Annotated in this window: 18 protein-coding genes; 12 read left to right on the forward strand and 6 right to left on the reverse strand. The window is 73.2% G+C overall.

Annotation, left to right across the window (positions count from 1 at the left end):
- Positions 1 to 215 precede the first annotated feature (215 nt).
- The 3 genes from ACIGDI_RS23280 (at position 216) to ACIGDI_RS23290 (ending at position 5,996) form a co-directional block, all read left to right on the forward strand.
- The gene (locus tag ACIGDI_RS23280; RefSeq protein WP_399899674.1) at positions 216 to 4,082 is read left to right on the forward strand and encodes a Pls/PosA family non-ribosomal peptide synthetase; all 3,867 of its coding nucleotides are present in this window, start codon (positions 216 to 218) and stop codon (positions 4,080 to 4,082) included.
- Positions 4,083 to 4,156: 74 nt separating this feature from the next.
- Positions 4,157 to 5,527 carry a M1 family metallopeptidase gene (locus ACIGDI_RS23285; RefSeq protein ID WP_399899677.1) on the forward strand — a complete coding sequence of 457 codons (1,371 nt, stop codon included), beginning with the start codon at positions 4,157 to 4,159 and terminating at the stop codon, positions 5,525 to 5,527.
- 37 nt (positions 5,528 to 5,564) lie between these two features.
- On the forward strand, positions 5,565 to 5,996 hold the full coding sequence (locus tag ACIGDI_RS23290) for a YchJ family protein (RefSeq protein ID WP_399899680.1): 432 nt from the start codon (positions 5,565 to 5,567) through the stop codon (positions 5,994 to 5,996).
- Between the two features lie 119 nt (positions 5,997 to 6,115).
- Here the strand turns inward: ACIGDI_RS23290 and ACIGDI_RS23295 are convergent, their stop codons facing one another.
- Positions 6,116 to 6,817, reverse strand: coding sequence for a FadR/GntR family transcriptional regulator (locus ACIGDI_RS23295; protein WP_399899682.1), 702 nt, complete (start codon positions 6,815 to 6,817; stop codon positions 6,116 to 6,118).
- Between the two features lie 127 nt (positions 6,818 to 6,944).
- On the opposite strand from ACIGDI_RS23295, the gene ACIGDI_RS23300 reads away from it, so the two are divergent.
- From ACIGDI_RS23300 to ACIGDI_RS23320, 5 genes are read left to right on the forward strand one after another with little or no spacing between them, the layout of a single operon-like run.
- Positions 6,945 to 7,451 carry a gluconokinase gene (locus ACIGDI_RS23300; protein ID WP_385231135.1) on the forward strand — a complete coding sequence of 169 codons (507 nt, stop codon included), beginning with the start codon at positions 6,945 to 6,947 and terminating at the stop codon, positions 7,449 to 7,451.
- A gap of 50 nt (positions 7,452 to 7,501) precedes the next feature.
- Positions 7,502 to 8,899, forward strand: a complete 1,398-nt coding sequence (locus ACIGDI_RS23305; protein ID WP_399899684.1) for a GntP family permease — start codon at positions 7,502 to 7,504, stop codon at positions 8,897 to 8,899.
- 10 nt (positions 8,900 to 8,909) lie between these two features.
- Positions 8,910 to 9,668, forward strand: coding sequence for an SDR family oxidoreductase (locus tag ACIGDI_RS23310; RefSeq protein WP_399899687.1), 759 nt, complete (start codon positions 8,910 to 8,912; stop codon positions 9,666 to 9,668).
- 14 nt (positions 9,669 to 9,682) lie between these two features.
- Complete coding sequence (locus tag ACIGDI_RS23315) at positions 9,683 to 10,774, forward strand: L-idonate 5-dehydrogenase (protein ID WP_399899689.1); 1,092 nt, start codon at positions 9,683 to 9,685, stop codon at positions 10,772 to 10,774.
- Between the two features lie 48 nt (positions 10,775 to 10,822).
- Positions 10,823 to 11,881 (forward strand): hypothetical protein, encoded by a 1,059-nt coding sequence (locus ACIGDI_RS23320; protein WP_399899692.1) that lies wholly within the window; start codon positions 10,823 to 10,825, stop codon positions 11,879 to 11,881.
- On the opposite strand, the gene ACIGDI_RS23325 is transcribed toward ACIGDI_RS23320, so the two are convergent.
- The 4 genes from ACIGDI_RS23325 to ACIGDI_RS23340 form a co-directional block, all read right to left on the reverse strand.
- The gene (locus ACIGDI_RS23325) at positions 11,819 to 12,445 is read right to left on the reverse strand and encodes a cytochrome b/b6 domain-containing protein (protein WP_399899695.1); all 627 of its coding nucleotides are present in this window, start codon (positions 12,443 to 12,445) and stop codon (positions 11,819 to 11,821) included. The two genes, ACIGDI_RS23320 and ACIGDI_RS23325, sit on opposite strands and share 63 nt — an antisense overlap.
- Positions 12,429 to 13,181: a molybdopterin-dependent oxidoreductase gene (locus tag ACIGDI_RS23330; RefSeq protein WP_399899697.1), complete on the reverse strand. Its 753-nt coding sequence runs from the start codon at positions 13,179 to 13,181 to the stop codon at positions 12,429 to 12,431. Before ACIGDI_RS23330 ends, ACIGDI_RS23325 begins: the two co-directional genes overlap by 17 nt.
- A 97-nt stretch (positions 13,182 to 13,278) precedes the next feature.
- The gene (locus ACIGDI_RS23335; protein ID WP_399899699.1) at positions 13,279 to 14,817 is read right to left on the reverse strand and encodes an APC family permease; all 1,539 of its coding nucleotides are present in this window, start codon (positions 14,815 to 14,817) and stop codon (positions 13,279 to 13,281) included.
- 34 nt (positions 14,818 to 14,851) lie between these two features.
- Complete coding sequence (locus ACIGDI_RS23340) at positions 14,852 to 15,802, reverse strand: hypothetical protein (protein WP_399899702.1); 951 nt, start codon at positions 15,800 to 15,802, stop codon at positions 14,852 to 14,854.
- Between the two features lie 402 nt (positions 15,803 to 16,204).
- Here ACIGDI_RS23340 and ACIGDI_RS23345 point away from each other — a divergent pair, with 402 nt between their 5' ends.
- From ACIGDI_RS23345 to ACIGDI_RS23360, 4 genes are read left to right on the forward strand one after another with little or no spacing between them, the layout of a single operon-like run.
- Positions 16,205 to 17,098, forward strand: coding sequence for a DMT family transporter (locus ACIGDI_RS23345; protein WP_399899705.1), 894 nt, complete (start codon positions 16,205 to 16,207; stop codon positions 17,096 to 17,098).
- Positions 17,099 to 17,121: 23 nt separating this feature from the next.
- A complete protein-coding gene (locus ACIGDI_RS23350; RefSeq protein WP_399899708.1) occupies positions 17,122 to 17,640 on the forward strand; it encodes an NUDIX hydrolase in 519 nt (172 codons plus the stop codon).
- Positions 17,641 to 17,664: 24 nt separating this feature from the next.
- A complete protein-coding gene (locus ACIGDI_RS23355) occupies positions 17,665 to 18,057 on the forward strand; it encodes a YidH family protein (RefSeq protein ID WP_399899711.1) in 393 nt (130 codons plus the stop codon).
- Positions 18,054 to 18,377 (forward strand): DUF202 domain-containing protein, encoded by a 324-nt coding sequence (locus ACIGDI_RS23360; protein ID WP_399899714.1) that lies wholly within the window; start codon positions 18,054 to 18,056, stop codon positions 18,375 to 18,377. Before ACIGDI_RS23355 ends, ACIGDI_RS23360 begins: the two co-directional genes overlap by 4 nt.
- Here the strand turns inward: ACIGDI_RS23360 and ACIGDI_RS23365 are convergent.
- Positions 18,374 to 19,330, reverse strand: coding sequence for an NADP-dependent oxidoreductase (locus ACIGDI_RS23365; RefSeq protein WP_399899717.1), 957 nt, complete (start codon positions 19,328 to 19,330; stop codon positions 18,374 to 18,376). The genes ACIGDI_RS23360 and ACIGDI_RS23365 overlap by 4 nt on opposite strands.
- Positions 19,331 to 19,341 lie beyond the last annotated feature (11 nt).

A 19,341-nucleotide genomic window follows, 5' to 3' on the forward strand; every position in this document is an offset into this window, starting at 1 on the left:
GGGCATCTCTCTCCGGCGTGAAAGGCGCAGGTCAACAGCCCTGTTTTGTGGGCCGGTTCGCCCGGACGGCCCACCTGAGTGGCCGTTCAGCCGGGCCGAACCTAGCTTCGTACTAAAATTTCCGGCTTGTTACGGAGCTGGAGGAGGACAACCCCAGGCAGACCTGCGGGCCCGCCAGCGCCCCGGAGGCTTCCGGGATCGAGACGCGAGGACCGATGGCAGCCATACACGAGAGCAGTGCTCTCGGCCTGCTCGACGAAGAGCTCAGCGCTGAGATCCACCGACAGTTCGGCGACACCGCACGCTTCTCCGCAGGTCAGGCGGCCTCCCCGCGGACCCTGGTCGACATCTTCGACGCCTCCGTGCGCTCCTACCCGGGTGAACTCGCCCTGGACGACGGCTCGCGGCAGCTCACCTACCGGGAGCTGGCGGCCGAGGTCGAGCGGCTGCGCGGGCGGCTGGCCGCCGCCGGCGTCGGGCTCGGCGACCGGGTGGGGGTCCGGGTTCCGTCCGGCACCAACGATCTGTACGTGGCGATCCTGGCCGTCCTCGCCGCAGGTGCCGCCTACGTCCCCGTCGACGCCGAGGACCCCGACGAGCGGGCCGAGCTGGTGTTCGGGGAGGCGGCCGTACGGGCCGTCGTCGGCGCCGGCCACGAGCTGACCGTCACCGGGCGCGGTGCGGCGAGGGCCGCGCGGCCCGGCGTCGAGCACGACGCGTGGATCATCTTCACCTCCGGCTCCACCGGGAAGCCCAAGGGGGTCGCCGTCTCCCACCGCAGCGCCGCCGCGTTCGTGGACGCCGAGGCCGCGCTGTTCCTCACCGACGATCCGGTCGGCCCCGGTGACCGGGTCATGGCGGGGCTGTCGGTGGCCTTCGACGCGTCCTGCGAGGAGATGTGGCTGGCCTGGCGCTACGGCGCGTGTCTGGTGCCGGTGCCCCGTTCGCAGGTCAGGAGCGGCGCCGACCTCGGCCCCTGGCTGGTCGAGCAGGAGATCACCGTGGTCTCGACGGTGCCGACGCTCGCCGCGCTCTGGGAGCCCGAGGCCCTCAACGACGTACGGCTGCTGATCTTCGGCGGCGAGGCCTGTCCGCCCGAGCTGGTGCAGCGGCTGGTGACGGAGGGCCGGGAGGTCTGGAACACGTACGGGCCGACGGAGGCCACCGTCGTCGCCTGCGCCTCGCTGATGAGCGGTGCCGAACCGATCCGCATCGGGCTGCCGCTGGCCGGCTGGGAGCTGGCCGTCGTCGACGAGGCCGGGGAGCCGGTCGCGATGGGCGCGAGCGGTCAGCTGGTGATCGGCGGGGTCGGCCTGGCCCGGTACCTGGACGCCGAGAAGGACGCGGAGAAGTACGCGCCCCTCGAATCGCTGGGCTGGGAGCGGGCGTACCGCAGCGGTGACCTGGTCAGGGCCGAACCCGAGGGGCTGGTCTTCCTCGGGCGTGCCGACGAGCAGATCAAGCTCGGCGGCCGCCGTATCGAGCTCGGCGAGGTGGACGCCGCGCTGCAGGCGCTGCCCGGGGTGGCCGACGCGGCCGCCGCCGTGCGGACCGCACGCGGCGGCAACCAGCTGCTGGTCGGCTATGTCGTCACCCAGGACGGCTGGGATCAGGCGGCCGCCGTGGAGAAGCTGCGCGCCGAACTGCCCGCGGCGCTCGTCCCGCTGCTGGCTCCGGTCGCCGAGCTGCCGACCCGGACCAGCGGAAAGGTCGACCGCGACGCGCTGCCGTGGCCCCTGGAGGGCCTGGAGACCGGCGGGCCGGCCGAGCGGCTGTACGGCACCGAGGCGTGGCTCGCCGAGCAGTGGACGGAGGTCCTCGGCATCCCCGTCACCAGCGCCCGCGACGACTTCTTCGCGATCGGCGGCAGCAGTCTGGCCGCCGCGCAGCTGACCACGCGTCTGCGCACCCGCTACCCGAGCGCCGCCGTCCTGGACATCTACCAGCAGCCCACGCTGCGCAAGCTCGCCCGCCGGCTGGAGGAGTCGGCGCAGGACGACGGGGGCAGCCGCACGGTCGCCCCCGTCCCCGCCCGCGCCAGGATCGTCCAGCTGCTGCTTCTCGTCCCGCTGTTCACGCTGCTCGGGCTGCGCTGGACGGTGGCGCTGGCCGCGCTCGGCAACCTGCTGCCCGCCTGGTCGTGGCTGCCGACGGCCCCCTGGTGGCTGCTCGTGGCAGGTGCCCTGCTGCTGTTCAGCCCGCCCGGCCGGCTCGCGATCGCGGCCGGTGGCGCGCGGCTGCTGCTGCGGGGCGTGCGCCCGGGCCGGTACGCGCGCGGCGGCGGCGTCCACCTGCGGCTGTGGACGGCCGAGCGGCTGGCCGAGTTCAGCGGCGCGACCTCGCTGACCGGCTCCTGGCTGGAGCGGTACGCGCGCGCCCTGGGCGCCAAGGTCGGCCAGGACGTCGACCTGCACTCGCTGCCGCCGGTCACCGGCCTGCTCAAACTGGGCCGGGGCGCCGCCGTGGAGTCCGAGGTCGACCTGTCCGGCTGGTGGCTGGACGGCGACCGGCTGGAGATCGGCCAGGTCAAGGTCGGCGCGCACGCCACCGTCGGCACCCGCAGCATCCTCTTCCCGGGCGCCCGCGTCGGCAAGCGCGCCGAGGTGGCGCCCGGTTCTGCGGTCACCGGGCAGATCCCGACCGGTCAGCGCTGGGCGGGCGCTCCCGCGGTCAAGCTCGGCAAGGCCAAGCGGAACTGGCCCAAGGACCGGCCGCAGCGGGGCACCTACTGGCGGGTGATGTACGGCCTGACGGGCCTCGTCCTCACCGCTCTGCCGCTGCTGGCCGGCGGGGCCGCCTTCCTCGTGGCGTACGCCCTGGTCGACCCGGCCGCGCCGGTGCGCGGTGCCGCGCTCGCCCTCGTCCCGGCGACGCTGGCCTTCGGGGCGGCGTTCGCGCTGCTGATCCTCGTCGGTGTGCGGCTGCTGAGTCTGGGCCTGCGCGAGGGGACGTACCCGACGCACAGCAGGACCGGCTGGCAGGCCTGGACGGTCACCCAGCTCATGGACCGCTCCCGGGACACGCTGTTCCCGCTGTACGCCGGGCTGGTGACGCCGGTGTGGCTGCGGCTGCTCGGTATGCGCGTCGGGCGTGGCGCCGAGGTGTCGACCGTGCTGGCGCTGCCCAGTCTGACCACGGTCGGCGAGGGTGCGTTCCTGGCCGACGACACGCTGACCGCGCCGTACGAGCTGGGGCGCGGCTGGATGCGGATCGGGCGCGCGGAGATCGGGCGGCGGGCGTTCCTCGGGAACTCCGGGATGACCGCGCCGGGGCGGAGCGTGCCGGACGGCGGGCTGGTCGGGGTGCTGTCCGCCACGCCGAAGAAGGCGAAGAAGGGCAGCTCCTACCTGGGGCTGCCGCCGGTAAGGCTGCCGCGCAGCGCCGAGTCGGGCGACCAGAGCCGGACGTACGATCCGCCGGCGCGGCTGCTGTGGGCGCGCGGGCTGGTGGAGCTGTGCCGGATCGTGCCGGTGTTCTGCTCGGCCGCGCTGGCCGTCGGCACGGTGGCGGTGCTGTGTCTGCTGGGGTCGTGGGCGCCCCTGCTGTCCGGGCTGGTGCTGCTCGGGGCGGGCGTGGTGGCCGCGCTGGTCTCGGTTCTCGCGAAGTGGCTGCTGGTGGGCCGGCATCACACGGGTGAGCATCCGCTGTGGAGCGGTTACGTGTGGCGCAACGAGCTCGCCGACACCTTCGTCGAGGTCGTGGCCGTGCCGTGGCTGGCCGGGGCGGTGCCGGGAACGTCGCTGATGAACGGGTGGCTGCGCGGTCTCGGTGCTCGCATCGGCAAGGGCGTGTGGGTGGAGAGCTACTGGCTGCCGGAGAGCGACCTGGTGACCCTGGAGGACGCGGCGACCGTCAACCGCGGCTGTGTCCTGCAGACCCACCTCTTCCACGACCGGATCTTGCGGACGGATACTGTTGTCCTCCGTGAGGGCGCCACGCTGGGCCCTGGCGGGATCGTGCTGCCCGGCAGCACGATCGGGGCCCGTACGACCCTGGGTCCCGCGTCGCTCGTCATGGCCGCGGAGTCCGTCCCGGACGACACCCGCTGGCTCGGCAACCCGATCGAGGCATGGCGTCCCTGAGCGCGGGCCACTCGGTCACGGTGAGCGGTGTACCGGCGGGCAGTGGCGGCGCAGGGCAGGGAGCGGAAGCGGCAGTGGCGGTTCAGCAGTCGGCGGCGGCCGACCCGTACTTTCCGGAACACGGTGACCCCCGTTACCGCGTGCACCGGTACGAGATCACGCTGGACTACCGTCCGGGGCCGAACCGGCTGGCGGGCGCCGTCCGGATCAACGCCATAGCGGGACGGTCGCCGCTCGCCGAGTTCTTCCTGAACCTGTCCGACTTCAAGGTCGGCCGGGTGCGGGTGGACGGCCGGCAGCCGCACTACACCCACCGCGGCGGCCGGCTGCGGATCCGGCCCGCCAAGCCGGTCCGCCCCGGCGCCGCGTTCACGGTCGAGGTGCACTGGTCGGGCAACCCGAAGCCGGTGAGCAGCCCGTGGGGCGGGCTGGGCTGGGAGGAGCTGGAGGACGGGGCGCTGGTGGCGAGCCAGCCGATCGGGGCGCCGTCCTGGTATCCGTGCAACGACCGGCCGGCCGACAAGGCCTCGTACCAGATCTCGGTCACCACGCCGTCGGCGTACGCGGTGGTCGCGGGCGGGCGGCTGCTGACCCGTACGACCAAGGCGTCCACCACCACCTGGGTGTACGAGCAGGCCGCGCCGACCTCCAGCTATCTCGTGGGCCTCGTGATCGGCAAGTACCAGACGGTGCTGCTGGGCGATCCGGGACCGGGCGGGGTGCCCCAGCACGGGCACATCCCGGCGCACCTGCTGCCGGAGTTCTCGCGGGACTTCGCGCGGCAGCCGCAGATGATGGACCTGTTCCAGGAGCTGTTCGGGCCCTACCCGTTCGAGGAGTACGCGGTCGTCGTGACCGACGAGGAGCTCGATGTGCCCGTCGAGGCACAGGGGTTGTCGTTGTTCGGCGCCAACCACGTGGACGGGGCCCGCGGTTCGGAGCGGCTGGTCGCGCACGAGCTGGCGCACCAGTGGTTCGGCAACAGCGTGTCCATCGCGGACTGGCGGCACATCTGGCTGAACGAGGGGTTCGCCAAGTACGCAGAGTGGCTGTGGTCCGAGCGCTCGGGCGGCCGGTCCGCGCAGCAACTGGCCGGTGCCGCGCACCGGTTGCTGTCCTCGCAGGCGCAGGACCTGAAGCTGGCCGACCCCGGGCGCAAGACGATGTTCGACGACCGGCTCTACCAGCGCGGCGGCCTCGCCGTGCACGCCGTGCGCTGCGCGCTGGGCGACGACGCCTTCTTCCGCATGCTGCGCGGCTGGGCGGGCCTGCACCGGGGCGGGGCGGTCACGACCGCGACGTTCACCGCGCACGCCAACCGGTACGCGGACGAGCCGCTGGACGACGTGTTCGACGCCTGGCTGTACCGCACGGCGCTGCCCGCGCTGCCCACGCAGATCCCGGCGCGCCCGTCACACCCGCCGACCAACGCCGAGTCCGCGTAGCGAGGCGGGGCGGGCCGGTGCGGGCCGGTGCGGGAGAATGGGGCCCATGTCCCGACGCACCTCGCCCTCCGGGCGCCGGCGCGGCTCCGCGCCGACGCCGACCGCCTCCTGCCCCTGCGGTCTCGGGGAGCCGTACGACGCGTGCTGCGGCCGCTTCCTCGGGGGTGAGGCGGCCGCGCCGACCGCCGAGGCGCTGATGCGTTCGCGCTACACGGCGTTCGTGCGGCTCGACGGCCCCTACCTGCTGCGCACTTGGCATCCGCGCACCCGCCCCGCGACCCTCGACCTCGATCCCGGCACGCGCTGGACGGGGCTGGAGATCCTCGCCACGACCGACGGCTCCGCCTTCCACGGCACCGGCACGGTGACGTTCCGGGCGTCCTTCAGGGGCGGTTCGCTGCGCGAGCGCAGCAGGTTCGAGCGGGTGGACGGGGCGTGGGTGTACGTGGACGGGGAGTTCCTGGATTAGGCGCTCCGCTGGATGCGCGGGACTGGGCCGTCCGGCTGCTGCGGGTCCGTCGTGGCTGGTCGCGCAGTTCCCCGCGCCCCTTCAGGGCGCGAGCGAACCGCAGCGGACTCCACGTGCGCTCAGGGCGCCAGTATGTCCAGTTCCTGCAGCGCCCCCACCGTGATCTCGCGGGTCAGCTCCTCGGCGCGGGCCGCGTCGCCCTCCCGTACCGCCTCGGCGACCTGGACGTGCAGGGTCACGGCGGCCGGGTCGGGGTCCTCGAACATCACCTCGTGATGGGTGCGGCCCGCGAGGACCTCGGCCACGACGTCGCCGAGGCGCGCGAACATCTCGTTGCCGGAGGCCGTGAGGATGATCCGGTGGAAGGCCATGTCGTGGACGAGGTATCCCTCGAGCCGGTGGCCGCGGGAGTTGGCGACCATGCCGAGCGCGCACTCGGTCAGCTCGGCGCACTGCTCGGCGGTGGCGTGCCGGGCCGCGAGCCCCGCCGCGACCGGTTCGATCGCGGAGCGCAGCACCGTCAGGGAGCGCAGCTGCCCGGGGCGGTCGGCGCCGGCCAGCCGCCAGCGGATGACCTGGGGGTCGTAGACGTTCCACTCGGACTTCGGGCGCACGGTCACGCCGACGCGGCGGCGGGACTCCACGAGGTGCATGGATTCCAGCACCCGGACCGCCTCGCGCATGACGGAGCGTGAGACGTCGAAACCCTGGGCCAGTTCGTCGGTGCGCAGAACACTGCCCGGCGGGTACTCCCCCGCGGTGATCGCGGGGCCGAGGGTGTCCAGTACATGGCCGTGCAGCCCCCGGCCCGTTGTGCTCATGCACTCAGAGTACGTGCCGTGTCACACCCTCAAAAAGTCAGACTTATTTGTCACAGTCTCTTGAATTCGTCGTACCTAATCGGTTTCAGTTACGTCGACACCAGTCGAAGAAGACAGTGAGGCAGCGATGAGCACCCCCCATGTCGTCGTGGTGATGGGCGTCGCGGGCACCGGCAAGACCACCATCGGTCCCCTGCTCGCGGCCCGGCTCGGCGTCCCGTACGCCGAGGGCGACGACTTCCACCCGCAGGCCAACATCACCAAGATGTCGGCCGGCGTCCCGCTCGGGGACGACGACCGTTGGCCGTGGCTCGACGCCATCGGCGCCTGGGCGCACGGGCGGGCCGGGCTCGGCGGAGTGGTCAGCTGCTCGGCGCTGAAACGGTCGTACCGCGACCGGCTTCGCGCGGCCGCGCCCGGCGTCGTCTTCGTCCATCTGGCGGGCGACCGCGCCCTCATCGAGGACCGGATGTCCCACCGTCAGGGGCACTTCATGCCGACCGCGCTGCTCGACTCCCAGTTCGCCACGCTCCAGCCACTGGAGCGGGACGAGGCGGGCGTCACCGTGGACGTCGCCGGCAGCCCCGAACAGATCACCGAACGGGCCGTGAAGGCACTCGCCGACCTCCCGTAACCCCCCACGCCCTCCCCTCTCCGTCCCCGTACCTGCAAGGGAACTCCCCTGTGACCAGACTCAGCGTCGAGATGCTGGCAGCGGACGCACCCGAGCCGATCACCTCGGCCGGCCACGCTCAGCTGGGCATCGCCGTTCTGGCGGGCATCGCCGTCATCGTCGTCCTCATCACCAAGTTCAAACTGCACGCCTTCCTGTCGCTGACCCTCGGGTCGCTGGCGCTCGGCGCGATCGCCGGCGCGCCCCTCGACAAGGTGATCGCCAGCTTCACCACCGGCCTGGGCACCACGGTCGCCGGCGTCGGCGTGCTGATCGCGCTCGGCGCGATCCTCGGCAAGATGCTCGCCGACTCCGGCGGCGCCGACGAGATCGTCGACACGATCCTCGCCAAGGCGGGCGGCCGGGCGATGCCGTGGGCGATGGTGCTGATCGCCTCGGTGATCGGTCTGCCGCTGTTCTTCGAGGTCGGCGTCGTGCTGCTGATCCCGGTCGTGCTGATGGTCGCCAAGCGCGGCAACTACTCCCTGATGCGCATCGGCATACCCGCCCTGGCCGGTCTGTCCGTGATGCACGGCCTGGTGCCGCCGCACCCCGGACCGCTGGTCGCGATCGACGCGGTCAAGGCCAACCTCGGCGTCACCCTCGCCCTCGGTGTCCTGATCGCCATCCCGACGGTGATCATCGCCGGACCGCTGTTCTCCAAGGTCGCCGCCCGCTGGGTGGACGTCCAGGCCCCCGACCGGATGCTCCCGCAGCGCGCGTCGGAGGAGCTGGAGACGCGCCCGGGCTTCGGCGCCACGCTGGCCACGATCCTGCTGCCGGTCGTCCTGATGCTCTCCAAGGCGCTGGTCGACATCGTGATCGACGACCCCGCGAACCTCACCCAGCGCGTCTTCGACGTGATCGGCTCCCCGCTGATCGCCCTGCTCGCCGCCGTGCTGCTCGGCATCTTCACGCTGCTGCGGCCCGCCGGGTTCGGCAAGGAGCGGCTGACGCCGCTGGTGGAGAAGGGCCTCGCGCCCATCGCGGGCATCCTGCTGATCGTCGGCGCGGGCGGCGGCTTCAAGCAGACGCTGATCGACACCGGCGTGGGCCAGATGATCCTGGACGTCTCCAAGGACTGGTCGATCCCGGCGCTGCTGCTGGCCTGGCTGATCGCCGTGGCCATCCGTCTCGCGACCGGCTCGGCGACGGTGGCGACGGTCTCGGCGGCCGGCCTGGTGGCCCCGCTCGCGGCCGACATGTCGACCACCCACACGGCCCTGCTGGTCCTGGCGATCGGCGCCGGCTCGCTCTTCTTCAGCCATGTCAACGACGCCGGGTTCTGGCTGGTCAAGGAGTACTTCGGCCTGGACGTCGGCCAGACCATCAAGACCTGGTCGGTCATGGAGACGATCATCTCGGTGGTCGGGGGCGGTCTGGTCCTGCTGCTGTCGCTGGTCATCTAGGAGTACGCCGATGAGTCACCCCCTGTTCGACATCCGCGGCCGCACCGCCCTGGTCACCGGCTCCAGCCGGGGCATCGGCCTGGCGCTGGCCCGGGGCCTGGCGGAGGCCGGCTGCACGGTGGTCCTCAACGGACGGGACGCCGGCCGGCTCACCGACGCGGCCGCGCGGCTGCCCGGCGAGGTCCACACGGCCGTCTTCGACGTCACCGACGGACCCTCGGTCAAGGCGGGCATCGCCGATGTCGAACAGCGGGTCGGCCCGCTCGACATCCTCGTCAACAACGCGGGCATGCAACTGCGCGCCCCGCTCCTGGAGTTCACCGACTCCGACTGGCACCGCATCCTGGACACCAACCTCACCAGCGCGTTCCTGGTCGGCCGGGAAGCGGCCCGGTACATGACCGCCCGCGGCCACGGCAAGATCGTCAACATCTGCTCGCTGCAGAGCGAGGTGGCCCGCCCGGGCATCGCGCCCTACGCGGCCACCAAGGGCGCGCTGAAGATGCTCACCAAGGGCATGTGCGCCGACTGGGGGCCGTACGGCGTGCAGGTCAACGGCCTCGGCCCCGGCTACATCGAGACCGAGCTGACCCGACCCCTCGTCGAGGACGAGGAGTTCAGCGCCTGGGTGCGCCGCCGCACCCCGGCCGGCCGCTGGGGCACCACCGAGGACCTGGTCGGCGGGGTGCTGTTCCTGGCCTCGCCCGCGGCCGACTTCGTCGGCGGGCAGGTGCTGTACGTCGACGGCGGAATGACGAGCGTGCTGTGAAGGGGGCCGCGGGGATGCTCGGTTGCGTGATCCACGGTCGCGGCGACCTGCGCGTGGAGGAGCTGCCGGTGCCGGAGCCCGGCCCCGGGCAGGCTCTCGTCGCCGTCCGCTACGGCGGCGTGTGCGGCTCCGACCTGCACTACTGGAAGCACGGCGGGGTGGGCGACTTCCGCCTGCGGGAGCCGATGCTGCTCGGGCACGAGGTGGTCGGGACGGTCCTCGCGTACGGCACCGCGGCCGGGGCCGGTCCCGTCCCGGGCACGGCCGTCGCCGTGCACCCGGCCACACCCTGCGGCGCCTGCCCGGAGTGCCTCCGGGGGCGCCGCAACATCTGCCGGGACACCCGCTATCTCGGCAGCGCGGCCCGCTTTCCGCATGTGCAGGGCGGCTTCGCGGGTCAAGTGGTCGTCCCCGCGGATCAGTTGAGGCCGCTCCCGGCGGGTCTGGAGCCGCGCCGGGCAGCCCTGGCCGAGCCGCTGTCCGTCGCCCTGCACGCCGTTCACCGGGCCGGGGACGTGGCCGGAAGGCACGTCCTGGTCACCGGTGCCGGTCCGATCGGCTGCCTGGTCGTCGCCGCGGCCCGGGCGGCGGGCGCCTCCCGGGTCACGGTCACCGACCTGCTCCCGGCCGCCCTGGCGTACGCGCGTGCCGCCGGCGCCGACACCGTCGTACGGGCGGACGACCCGGACGATCCCGGGTGGCCGGCCGAGGCGGACGTGGCCGTGGAGGCCTCCGGGGTGGCCGCCGGTCTGGACACCTGTCTGCGTCTGGTGCGGCGCGGCGGCGTCGTGGTGCAGCTCGGGATGTTGCCGCCGGGGCCGAGTCCCTTCGCGGGGAACCTCGTCGTGAGCCGGGAGATCGACCTCAGGGGAGCCTTCCGCTTCGACGCGGAGTTCGACGAGGCGCTGCGGCTGCTCGCGGCCGGGCCCGCGTTCGACGCCCTGGTCAGCGCGGTGGTCCCGGTACGGGAGGCGGAGTCGGCCTTCGCGCTGGCGGCCGACCGGAGCCGCTCCTGCAAGGTGCTGCTGGACTTCGGGGCGCCGTTAACGGCTCCTGACGATCAGCGGGAGACGGGTTCCCCGGCGGCGCGGCCGCCCGCATCATGAGGAGATCCCGGGGCGGGGGCCCCGGGATCGACGGTGTCGGGGGGCGTCATGGCGGTTTCCCTCGGGATGCGCATCTCGGGGCTGCTGGTGGCCGGAGCGGTGGCGGTGGCCGTCGCGGCCTTCGGCGGTGACGGGAAGAGCGGCCCGGACGGCTCGGGCGGCGGCGGCCCGATCGTGACCGCGGGCCCGTCCGGGCGCCCGCCCGCCCCCGCCTCGTCCGCCTCCCCCACTCCCCGCCAGTCACCGGCCGGTGAGGCGAGCGACGTCGTGGACCCCTCCGCGCCGCCCCGCACCCACCGCACCACCGCCCCGCGCCCGTCCGTCTCCCCCACGCCGTCGCCCGTCGACAGGCCGCTGCTGAGCCCCGCCTGGCTTCCGCCCGGTCCCGTCTCTCCCGACGCCGACTCCGTCCCCGACGCGTCGAGCCTGTACGACCGGCTCCGCGACCCCGCCGGGTGCCGCACCGCCCTCGCTCTGGTCGCCCGGACGCCGGCCGGCCCGGACCGGCGGCTGCTGCGCGGTCTCGCCGAGGCCTGTCTGGCCGTGCAGGGGCACGGCGGCAGCTGGGACACGGCGGCCGCGGACCACACGGCCCTGGCCGGCCGGGTCGACACCTGCAAGGACCGGGCCGCCTACGCGGTCCTCGGCGCGCTGCTGGACTTCCACCGGATGCACCCGCACGCCACCGTGCCGTTGCGGACCGTCCGGGGCGGCACGCCCGCGTGCGCCTTCGGCGTCGCCGGGATGGACACGGACCGGGCCCGGCCCGGTGACACGGTCCGGATCGAACTGCGCGGCACCTACTTCGACCCCGCCGAACTGGCGCGCTACGGCGAGGTGTTCATCAGTGGCGAGCGGCTCGACGGACCGCCGGTGATCAGGTCACGGGACGGCGACCGGCTGGTGCTGGCCGCCGTCGTACCGGCCCTGGACGGCTACCCGAGGGCGGTCGACGTGGTCGTGCGGTACGGCTCCGCCGAGGCGCGCCTGCCGGACGCCTTCACGGTCGTGGCGCCCGCTGCCGTCCCGTCCCCGGACCCGTCGTCAGGGACGCCACAGGGGATGCTCCCGCTCGGCCCACTCGCGGCTCACCTTCCCCGTCCGTAGCCCGCGCCGCGCCTCGGGGTCGCCGAGCGCCATGCCGATGTGCCCGGCGAGGACGATGCCGATGGTCAGGGCCAGCCAGTCGTGGACGAAGGTCGCGCTGGTGCGCCACATGATCGGGGTGAGGTGGGTGAACCACATGATCAGCCCGGTGCCGAGCATCACCACCGACGCCCCGGAGATCCAGGCCGCGTAGATCTTCTGCCCGGCGTTGAACTTCGCCGCGGGACGCGCCGAGCGCCGCTTGTCCCGGGCCAGGGCCCCGTGCAGCCAGGTCCTGTCGTGCGGCCCGAAGCGGTTGAGGTGTCCCAGGTCGGCGCGGAAGGCGCGGGAGGCCAGGCCCAGCAGGACGGGAACCGGCAGGGCGAGCCCGGCGAGCTCGTGCACCCGGACCACCAGCTCGCGGCGGCCGACGACTTCGGCGAGCTGGGGGACGTAGAGGAAGGCGGCCGTCACCACGCACACGCCCATCAGGGCGGCCGTGGTGCGGTGCACCCAGCGCTGGACGGGGCCGAACCGGCGTACCTCGGTGACCTGCGGGGTGTGGGCCTCAGCTCGTAGGGTCATCGTCCCGCCCGTTCGACTTGCCGACCCAGGCGTCGACGTCGTAGCCGAGCCTCTCCCAGTAGCCGGGCTTCACGTCCTCGGTGACGGTGATGCCGGAGAGCCACTTCGCGGACTTGTAGAAGTACATCGGCGCCACGTACAGGCGGACCGGGCCGCCGTGGGCGTGGCCGATGTACTTGTCCTGCATGCGCAGCGCGACCAGGACGTCGGAGCGGCGGGCCTGTTCCAGGGTGAGGCTCTCGGAGTAGGCGCCGTCGAAGCAGGTGAAGCGCACCGCCCCGGCCTTGGCCCGCACTCCCGCGGCGTCCAGCAGCCTCGACAGCCGCACCCCTTCGAAGGGGGTGTCGGGGACCCGCCAGCCGGTGACGCACTGGACGTCCTTGACCAGCCGGGTCTGCGGCAGGGCGCGCAGCTCGTCGAGCGTGTAGGTGGTGGGGCGGTCGACGAGGCCGTCGACGGTGAGGCGGTAGTCCGTGGCGTCCTTGTGCGGGACGGAGGAGGTCACCGAGTAGTAGCGGAAGCCACCGCCGTTGGGCAGCAGGCCGGTCAGGCCGGTGGGGTCCTTGTCGGCGGCCGCGCCGAGGAAGCCCTCCAGGCCGCGCTGGAGGACGGGCGCTGCGACGACGCCGAGCGCGCCCAGGCCGATGGTGCCCAGCAGGACGCGGCGGCCGATCGGAGTGCCGTGTTCCGCGGGCGGCCGCGGCTCGCCCGGTTCCTCGGGTGGTTCGGAGTTCACTCCTCCATTCGAACACCCGCGACGCCGGGCGGGCCAGGAATCGCGGATGCCCGTCAGGGTTCCGTAATGACTTCTTACGGCGTTCTCAGAAACGGGGTCATGCCTCCTGTGCCGCCTCCTCCAGCCGGAAGGCCTCGTTGCCGAGCCCGATGCGGGCGTGTGCCTCGGGTGAGCGGGAGCGCAGGACGAGCCCCTGGACCAGGCCGGCGACCAGGGCGAGGACGATGATGCCGGGCAGCACCCAGCTCAGCGCCGAGTCGGGGCCGGCGCCGACCAGGACGTCGAAGTCCTTGACCGTGTATCCGGCGATCACCAGCAGGGAGACGGCGGCCAGCGCGGAGGTGACGAGCCGCCAGGCCTGGGCGCCGGCGGCGCCGCGCCGGGCGAAGAACACGATGACGGAGACGGAGGCGGCCGCCATCAGCAGGATCACGCCGAGCGCGCCGATGTTGCCGAACCAGGTGAACAGGTGCAGGACGGGCTCGGTGGGGTCGCCGGCCGGTCCGTCGTCGGCGATCGCGAACACGGTCACGATCACCGCAGCCACCGCCGTCTGCAGCAGGGAGCCGGTGCCGGGGGCGCCGCTCGCGCCGGTGGTCCGGCCGAAGGCGGGCGGCAGCAGTCCCTCGCGGCCCATGGCGAAGGTGTAGCGGGCGACGACGTTGTGGAAGCTGAGCATGGCGGCGAACATGCCGGTCACGAACAGCACGTGCAGGACGTCGGTGAAGGCTCCACCGAGCCGGGACTCCGTCAGCGAGAAGAGCATCCCGGCGCTCTCCTTCCGGGCCACACCGACGACCTGGGACGGGCCCGCGGCGACGGTGAGCGCCCAGCAGCTGACGGCGAAGAAGACGGCGACGCCGGCCACCGCGAGGAACATCACCCTCGGTACCAGGACGTGCGGCCGGCTGGTCTCCTCCGCGTACACCGGCGCCTGCTCGAAGCCGACGAAGGCCGCGATGCAGAAGCACAGGGCGGTGCCCACGCCCGCGCCGGCCAGCGTGTCCGGGTTGAAGGCGTGCAGCGACAGGCCCTCCCGGGCCGGGTCGCCGATCGCGGCGACGTCGAAGATCACCACCAGGATCACCTCGACGACCAGCAGGACGCCCAGGACGCGCGCGTTGATGTCGACCTTCAGCCAGCCCAGCGCGCCGACCACCGCGAGGGCCACCAGCGCGGGTATCCACCAGACGACCTCGACATGGGCGTAGGTGGAGAACAGCCCGGAGACCTCGAAGCCGAAGATGCCGTAGATGCCGACCTGCATGGCGTTGTAGGCGACCAGGGCCACCAGTGCGGCGCCCGCGCCGGCGGTGCTGCCGAGGCCGCGGGAGATGTACGCGTAGAAGGCGCCCGCGTTGTGGACGTGCCGGCTCATCTCGGCGTAGCCGATGCCGAAGAGGACCAGCACCACGCCGAGGACGACGAACAGCAGGGGCTGGCCGACGATGCCCATCACCGCGAATGTGGTGGGCATGACACCCGCGACCACCATGAGGGGTGCGGTCGCGGCGAGCACGGAGAGCAGCAGGCCCCCCGTGCCGAGGCGGTCGGCGCGCAGGGCGCGCTCCTGCCCCAGATAGGTGCTGATGCCGTCGGTCGTGGTTCGGCTCGCGCTGGAACTGCCCGTGGTCATCGCAGGACCGTCCTTGTGGTTGGCGTCGGGAGTGTCACACCGTGCCGAGCGCGGCGGCCCGCGCGGCACGGAAGGCGGGGTAGGGGTCGTGGTGCGGGTAGGACCAGGGCGCCGGCGTGGCGTGCTCGCCGATCCGGTGGAAGAGGGCGGCGGCCTCGGCACCCCGGCCCTCGCAGACCTTGGCGTGGGCGAGGAAGTTCAGGTCGACCAGGCGGCGCGGGTGCCCTTCCTGCTCCCACTCCAGCCACCAGTCGAAGGCGGCCTTCATCACCTGCCGGGCCCGGCGCCCGCTCCAGTGGCCCGAGGCGACCGGATCGGGGGGCTCGTGGCCGGCCGCGGCCAGCACGCGGTAGCGCTCGGCGTGCGCGACGACGGGGAGGACGGCGAGCGGGGAGTCGGCGGGGGCCCGCTCGGCCGCCCAGTCGGCGAAGTCGTAGACCTCGTGCAGCGGGTCCCGGCCGGTGCAGGAGCCCCGCTCGGCGAGCCGGGCGACCATCAGGTGGTGGGCGTGGTGGTGGTCGGCGTACCGGGAGCGGACCTCGCCGAAGAGCCGTAACGACTCCTCCTCCGCACCCACGGAGCACTCCAGCATCAGCAGCCCCAGCCAGGGCGTGGGATCGGTGGGGGCGCGTCCGGCGGCCTCCCGGCAGGCCTCGCGGGCGAGATCGGGCCGTTCCGCGCCGCGCACGGCACGTTCCACCAGGGCGAGGGCGAGCAGCAGGGCGGCCTCGGCGGAGGCCGGCTCGGCGAGCAGCCAGTCGCGCGCCCAGGCCGCGCTGTGGCGCTCCTGCCCGAGGACCACGGCCCGGTGTCCACGTCGGTCCCAGTCGTCACCCGTGTGAACGAGCAGTGATCGCGCGGCCTGCCACCTCCCCTGCGCCAAGGCCGCCCGGGCGGCGAGGAGTTCGGTGTCGTCGAGGGCCGCGTCCAGCGCGTGTGCCGCGCGCTTGCGGGTCCGGCCGAAGGATGGCGGGGGTGGGGGCACCGCGGGACTTCCTCACGCGACGCGGCTCTGCGTCAGGACTCGGGGTTTCGGACTGGCGTCAGCTGATCACACACAGCAAACTCGCAGCCAAGGCTTGAGTCAAGGCCCGCACCGCCGTTACACGCGTCAACTTCTGTTATGTTTGGGGTAGTTGAGAACTGGACGATCATGGTCATCGCCTCCGGACCCCCGACGCGGTGTGGCGTACGCCATGGCGCACTTCGTCCCGGGCCCTCACCATGGGCGGAACGGCCGGATCCGCAACTCCCTTGATCGACATGGAGAAGTGACCGAGTCGACCGCCCGGATCCGGGCACTCCCAGGGGCATGCCGGGCCCTGGGACGCTACAGTCACCCACTACGCACTCCGTGACCCGGCCCGGCTGACTCGAGGTACGCAGCGTGTCGTTTCTGGTTCTGATTCTCGCCGTGAGCGCTGCCTGCTGCCTGGGCTTCGGGTTCGTGCTCCAGCAGAACGCGGCCTCGCACGCACCCCTGGGCGACTTCCTCTCGCCCCGGCTGCTCCTCGACCTGATGCGGGTACCGCGCTGGCTGGGCGGCATCGGCCTGATGGTGGTCGGCATGGTCCTAGGCGCGATCGCCCTCAGCCAGGGCGAGGTCTCCCTGGTCGAGCCGCTCCTGGCCACCAACCTGCTGTTCGCCCTGGCCCTCTCCCGCCGGCAGACCAGACAGCCGCTGGGCCGCCAGGGCTGGACGGGCCTCGCACTGCTCGCGGGCGGCGTCACGGCGTTCATCGTCGCGGGCCGGCCGCGCGGCGGCACCGCGGTCAGCGACCCCTTCCGCCACTGGCTGATCATCGGCGCCATGGTGGGCCTCGCCCTGCTGCTGACCACGTACGCCAAGCGCTCCCGCCTCAGCGCCGCCCCGGTCCTGCTCGCCCTCGCCGCCGGTCTCCTCTACGGCGTCCAGGACGCCCTCACCCGGGTCAGCGGGCAGCGCTTCGCCGAGGGCGGCCTGACCGAGCTGTTCACCACCTGGCAGCCGTACGGCGTGGCCGCGCTCGGCGTCACCGGCCTGGTGCTGGTGCAGAGCGCCTTCGAGACGGCGCCGCTGCGCATGTCCCTGCCCGCCCTCACCGCGGCCCAGCCGCTGGCCGGCATCGCCTGCGGGGTGGGCTTCCTCGGCGACCGGCTGCGCACCGACACCGGGGCGCTGGCTTGGGAAGCGGCGGGCCTCGCGGGGATCGTCGTCGGCATCGTGCTGCTCGGCATGCACCCCTGCATGCCGACGGGTGCGGGCAAGCCGGAGCGCGTGCGGGACCTGCAGCCGAACTGACGCCGCCCTGCTTGGATGGCGGTATGACGACCCCCGCAGACGAGATCCTGGACATCGTCGACGAGCACGACCAGGTCATCGGCCGCTCCCCGCGCGGCGAGGCCTACGCCAAGGGCCTGCGCCACCGCTGCGTCTTCATCCAGGCCCGCGACGCCGAGGGCCGCCTCTTCGTCCACCGCCGCACCCCGACCAAACTGGTCTTCCCCTCCCTCTACGACATGTTCGTCGGCGGCGTGGTCGGCGCGGGCGAGTCCTACGACGAGGCCGCCCTGCGCGAGGCGGAGGAGGAACTGGGCGTGAGCGGCCTGCCGGCCCCGCGCTTCCTGTTCAAGTTCCTCTACGACGACGGCCCCGGCCGGAGCTGGTGGTCCGCGGTGTACGAGGTCCGCTGCGATCTGCCGGTCCGGCCCCAGGTCGAGGAGGTGGCCTGGCACGACTTCCTGCCGGAGGCGGAGGTGGAGCGCCGGCTCTCGGAGTGGGAGTGGGTGCCGGACGGGCTGGCGGCCTACGAACGGCTGAGGGAGCACCGGGCGGCTTCCTGAGAGCCGCCGGATAGAGTCCTCGGCGTGATCGAATTCGTACGGAACGTCCGCCTGTGGTTCGCTCCCGAGGAGATCCGTCAGGAAGGCAGTACGCCCGACTACCGCTTCTCCCTGGCCAACGAGCGCACGTTCCTGGCCTGGCTGCGCACCGCGCTCGCCCTCATCGGGGGCGGCTTCGCGGTGGACCAGTTCCTGCCCGACCTGCGCTGGGCCTGGCGCGTGGGGCTGGCCCTGGCACTGCTCGCCGCGGGCGTGCTGTGCTCCCTGCGCGCGGTCAACCACTGGATGCGCTGCGAGCGGGCGATGCGGCGCGGCGAGGACCTGCCGGTGTCCCGGTTCCCGGCGGTCCTCGGTCTCCTCGTCGCCGTCGTGGCCGTCGCGATGGTCGTCGTGGTGACCGTCGGGTGGGAGGGGTGAACGCCCCGGCCGCCGAGGAGCGCGACCCCGGGCTGCAACCCGAGCGCACCCGCCTCGCCTGGCGCCGTACCACCCTGGCGAGCACCGTGGCCGCCGTCCTGTCCGTCAAGAGCGCGCTGCGCGGCGGTCTCTCCGTGTCCGGCGTCGTCGTCTGCGCCCTGTGCTGCGCCCTCTGGCTGGGCTTCCTCCTCGTCGCCCACCGCCGCATCCGGACCCTCGCGGCCTCCGCCGGCCCGGTCGTGCTCGCGCACCGGCACGCCACGGCGGCGGTCCTGTGCACGGTGGCCCTGGCCCTGTGCGGAGCGGCACTCGTCCTCTAGGGCCTGTCCCCTTCTTCCGGGGCCCGTGGTTCCACCGTCACCACGATCTTTCCCCTAGTCCGCCCCTCCTGGCTCAGCAGGTGCGCCTGCGCCGCCTGCTCCAGCGGGAAGACGGCGTCCACGTGCACGGACACCACGCCCTGCTCCACCAGCTCGGTCAGCCGCAGCAGGTCCTCGGCGTCCGGGCGCACCCAGCAGTACCGGCCGCCGTAGCCGAGGACGTCGCCGTCGGCGACGGACGCCAGCCGTCCCTCCGGGGCCAGCAGGTTCGCCGAGGTCTTCAGGGCCGCGCCGCCGACGGTGTCGAAGACGGCGTCCACACCCTCGGGGGCCAGTCCCCGGACCCGCTCGGCCAGTCCCTCGCCGTAGGCCACGGGCTCGCCGCCGAGCGCGCGGACGTAGTCGTGGTTGCGCTCGCTCGCCGTGCCGACCACCCGGGCGCCGAGGTGCCGGGCGAGCTGGACGGCGATCGAGCCGACGCCGCCGGCGGCCGCGTGCACGAGGACGGTGTCGCCGCGCCCGACCCGCAGTGCCTTGTACAGCACCTGGTAGGCGGTGAGCCCGGCCAGCGGCAGCCCGGCCGCCGCCTCCCAGGACAGGTTGCGGGGCTTGCGGGCCAGGGTGCGCACGGGCGCCGCGACGTACTCGGCGAAGGTCCCGCGGGAGAGGAAGTCCTCGCGGACGTAGCCGACGACCTCGTCCCCGGCGCCGAACTCGGTGACGGACACCCCGGGCCGGACGACCACGCCGGAGACGTCCCAGCCGGGGACCACCGGGAAGACGGCCTCCAGCATCCCGTCGAGATGGCCCTCGCGGGCCTTCCAGTCGACGGGGTTGACGGCGGCGGCCCGCACCTCGACCAGTACCGCGTCCGGGCCGACCTTGGGGTCGCGCACCTCGCCGTACTCGAGGACCTCGGGTCCGCCGTACCGGCTGTAGCTGATGCCCTTCATGCCACCGACCC

The sequence above is a fragment of the Streptomyces sp. NPDC085900 genome (assembly GCF_044540925.1).
Lineage (GTDB): Bacteria > Actinomycetota > Actinomycetes > Streptomycetales > Streptomycetaceae > Streptomyces > Streptomyces gilvifuscus.